Source organism: Hyphobacterium vulgare (assembly GCF_042643335.1).
Taxonomy (GTDB): domain Bacteria; phylum Pseudomonadota; class Alphaproteobacteria; order Caulobacterales; family Maricaulaceae; genus Hyphobacterium; species Hyphobacterium vulgare.
In genome coordinates, this window is record NZ_JBHRSV010000031.1 from 111,575 (window position 1) to 115,360 (window position 3,786).

At 65.3% G+C, this 3,786-nt stretch carries 4 protein-coding genes; 3 read left to right on the forward strand and 1 reads right to left on the reverse strand.

Features of this window, described 5'->3' with window-relative positions:
* Positions 1-492 (forward strand): pyridoxamine 5'-phosphate oxidase family protein (locus ACFOOR_RS15220; protein ID WP_380214934.1); only part of this gene is annotated, 492 nt, incomplete at its 5' end.
* Positions 493-738: 246 nt separating this feature from the next.
* Here ACFOOR_RS15220 and ACFOOR_RS15225 read toward each other — a convergent pair.
* Positions 739-1,668: an alpha/beta hydrolase gene (locus tag ACFOOR_RS15225; RefSeq protein ID WP_343165299.1), complete on the reverse strand. Its 930-nt coding sequence runs from the start codon at positions 1,666-1,668 to the stop codon at positions 739-741.
* A gap of 90 nt (positions 1,669-1,758) precedes the next feature.
* Between ACFOOR_RS15225 and glpK the strand changes: the two genes are divergently transcribed.
* Together glpK and ACFOOR_RS15235 are read left to right on the forward strand one after the other, a co-directional pair.
* Positions 1,759-3,240 carry a glycerol kinase GlpK gene (gene glpK / locus ACFOOR_RS15230; RefSeq protein ID WP_343165300.1) on the forward strand — a complete coding sequence of 494 codons (1,482 nt, stop codon included), beginning with the start codon at positions 1,759-1,761 and terminating at the stop codon, positions 3,238-3,240.
* A 79-nt stretch (positions 3,241-3,319) separates the two neighbouring features.
* Positions 3,320-3,637: a hypothetical protein gene (locus ACFOOR_RS15235; RefSeq protein ID WP_343165301.1), complete on the forward strand. Its 318-nt coding sequence runs from the start codon at positions 3,320-3,322 to the stop codon at positions 3,635-3,637.
* Positions 3,638-3,786: the final 149 nt, after the last annotated feature.

Consider the following 3,786-nt stretch of genomic DNA (forward strand, 5'->3'; position numbering starts at 1 on the left):
GACATGACCGACCGTTGCGACATCATCGCCAAGTTCTGGAATGAGCTCGACGACAGCCCCTTCGTGATGCTCGGCATTCCCGCGCAGGGCGCGCACAGCGTGCCGATGACGGCGCAGTTCGACGACGATTATCCCAACCAGCTCTTCTTCTTCACGGCGAAGGACAATCGTCTGGCGGAAAATCTCGGGCAGGGCGGCGTCGAGGCGATGGCGCAATTCGCATCCAAGGGGCACGATTTCTTCGCCTGCCTGCGTGGTCGGCTGACCCCGATCAAGGATCACGACATCCGCGACAAGTTCTGGTCGAAGGCGGTTGACGCCTGGTTCGAGGGCGGCAAGACCGACCCGCATCTGGACGTGCTGAAATTCGACCTGATCGACGCCGAGATGTGGCTGGCTGATATGGACGTTGAGGGCCTGTTCAAGATGATTTTCGGCGGCGACATCAACCGGGACGACGCCCGAGAGAAGCATATCGAAACGGCGATGTAAGGGTGCTGCCTCTCTTGCCCTCCCCCTTGAGGGGAGGGCCGGGAGGCTGTGCGTCAGCCGGCCGACCGGGGTGGGGGTTAGTCATGGGGTCCCCGTGAAAACGGGGACCTGAAGCTTGCACCTGGCTTCGGATTCCCGCGTTCGCGGGAACCCCAAAGAGAACAAAGATCAAGCACCCCACCCCGCTCCCGTCTTGCTCGCGCAAGCCGCTCGCGTCCCTCCCCTTCAAGGGGAGGGGAAGGGCTTCTACCCCACCCTCTGATCCAGCCAGTCGGCGAATTTCGCCATCTCGGCTTCAGCGCCGATCTCGTTGAGGGTTTCGTGGCGGAAGCCTTCGAGGACTTCGGCGCTGACATCGGTGAAGCCGGCCTTCTTCAGGCGTTCGGCCATTTGCCGGGTGGCCTTGCCGCCCTCGGTCGCCGGATCACTGCCGCCGCCGATCAGGTGGAAGGGCAGTTCCTTGCGGACCCTGGCGAAATGGGTGTCATCGGCGGCGTATTGCATGCCTTTGAGGAAATCGCGCCAGAGCGAGACGCTGGCCGGCCAGCCGCATAAGGGGTCGGCGACATAGGCGTCGACCACCGAAAGGTCGCGCGACAGCCAGCCGAATGCCGGGCGGTCGTCCCTGAATTTCTTGTCCCACGCCTTGAAGGTCAGGGCGTCGATCGTACCGGCGGGTTTCGACGCGCCGCCGAGACCGTTGAAGAAAAGGACCAGCTTCATCACGCCGGCGAGACCGCCGGTGACGAAATTGGCATTCCAGATCGCCGCGCCGGAGACGGTGTCCGGATGGCGCATGACGTGGTTCATCGCCACCGTCCCGCCCATGGAATGCCCGAGCACGAAGACCGGCTTGCCGGGGTGCCGGGCTCGCAGATGCGCGTTCACCGCCGCTGTGTCTTCGGTAACTTTTTTCCAGCCATTGCGCTTCGCGAACAGGCGCGGGCTGCCGTCCTTTGCGGTGGTATAGCCATGGCCGCGATGGTCCTGCGCCGCGACATGGTAGCCGCGCCCGGCGAGGAATTCCGCGAAGGGCGCGTAACGCGCGGCATGCTCGGCGAGGCCGTGATTGATGTGGACCACGCCCTTCACCGGCGCGGCCGGCGGGGTCTCGTAGAGCGCGAGCATCGCGCCCGTCGGCGAACTGAAGTCCTGCCGCTGCCAGCCTGCCGCCATGGTCATCCCCCCGGATCATCCGCGATCGCCGGACTGGAAAAGCCCGGTCATTGGCGGCAGGTTAGCGCAAATCGCGCGGGGAGGAAGGCAGTGAAGGACGGCATTCTGGCCATCGACCAGGGCACGACGAGTTCGCGCGCGATCCTGTTCTCGCCCGAGGGTGCGGTCATCGCGTCCGCGCAGCAGGAATTTGCGCAAATCTATCCCCGCCCCGGCTGGGTCGAGCATGACCCGGAAGTGATCTGGGCGACGGTGATCTCGACCGCGCGCGATGCGCTCAAGGCCGGGCGCAAGGCGGGCTGGCGCGCGGCCTGTGCCGGCATCACCAATCAGCGCGAGACGGCCATCGTCTGGGACCGCAAGACCGGGCAGGCGATCCACAATGCCATCGTCTGGCAGGACCGCCGCACGGCGGAACGCTGCCGTGAGATCGAAGCGGGCGGAGCCGGGCCGGAGGTGGCGGCGAAGACCGGGCTCGTCCTCGACCCCTATTTCTCGGCGACGAAATTCGCCTGGATTCTCGACCAGGTGGACGGCGCACGCGAACGGGCGCGGCGCGGTGAGCTCTGCTTCGGCACGGTCGACAGCTTCCTTCTGTGGCGGCTGACCGGCGGCAAGGTGCACGCCACCGACGCGACCAATGCCAGCCGGACCTCGCTCTATGACATCAGGGCTGGGCGTTGGGACGAGGGGTTGCTCGAGGCCTTCAACGTGCCCGCACGCGGCCTGCCCGAAGTGCGCGACTGCGCCGGGGCGTTCGGCAAGATCTCGAAAAAGGTGCTGGGCGAGGAGATTGCCCTGACCGGCATCGCCGGGGACCAGCAGGCCGCGGCCATCGGCCAGGCCTGCTTCGCGCCGGGCGAGGCGAAATCGACCTATGGCACGGGGGCCTTCCTGCTGCTGAACACCGGAACGGAAATGGTGGCGTCGCAGAACCGCCTGCTCTCGACGATCGCCTACCGCATCGGCGGAGAGACGGCCTATGCGATGGAGGGATCGGTCCTGTCGGCCGGGGCGACGGTGCAATGGCTGCGCGACGGGCTGGGCCTGTTTTCGAAGGCGAGCGAGATTGAATCGCTGGCCCGGTCCGCGGACCCGGACAGCGAGGTGGTGCTGGTGCCGGCCTTTACCGGGCTCGGCGCGCCGTGGTGGGACGCCGAGGCGCGCGGCGCGATCCTGGGTCTGACGCGCGGGGCGGGCCGCGCCGAGATCGCGCAGGCGGCGCTCGATTCCACCGCTTTCCAGACCGGCGACCTGCTAGCGGCCATGGCCGGTGACGGCATGAAGACGGTGTCGCTCAAGGTCGATGGCGGGATGGCGGCGAATGACCGTTTCCTGCAACGCCTTGCGGACCTGACCGGCGTGGAAGTGGTCCGGCCGGTCAACACCGAGACGACGGCGTGGGGCGCGGCCTTCCTCGCGGCGCTGGGGGCGGGAATGTTTCACGGCATCGAGGACGGGCGCGCCTTGTGGCAAGCCGACCGGGCGTTCGAACCGGAGATGGAATCCGCAGAGCGGGAACGCCGCAATGCAATCTGGACCGATGCGGTTGGCCGGGTGCGCACACGCTGAACTTTTACATCGCAGGCAAGGCAATCTCCTATTAGGAAATTTCACCTAGCCCACATGAAGAGCCGAACGAATACACGTCATGATGCAAAGCCTCCTGTCCTGGAAAGGACCGTTCCAGCTTTCGAAGCTCTATGAGAACCGCATTCCGTACGGGGCGGGCGTGTACAAGTTGCTGGCTGATGCCGATGATCCGAATTCCGTGGTCTATATCGGGGCGGCCAACAATCTGCGGATCGAGTATGTGCGCGAGATCGAGACCCACGCCCAGGTGCGGGTCGCCAAGGCGAGCGCGTTTGCCTTTGCCGAGACGCCCTTCCCGAACGATCAGGCCGACAAGCTGATCGACGCCTTTCGCCGCCGCCACGGCCGCAAGCCGGCGCTGAACAGCGGGTTCTGAGAATATGCGTCACCCCCGCGAAGGCGGGGGTCCAGATTGACTGGCGTTCTGGATTCCCTGAGTTCTCAAACGAAGTGCAACACCTTCCTAGGGTGTTGCGATGGGACAGCGATATCGACATTTCAGCGTTGAGGAACGGGTTGAGATTT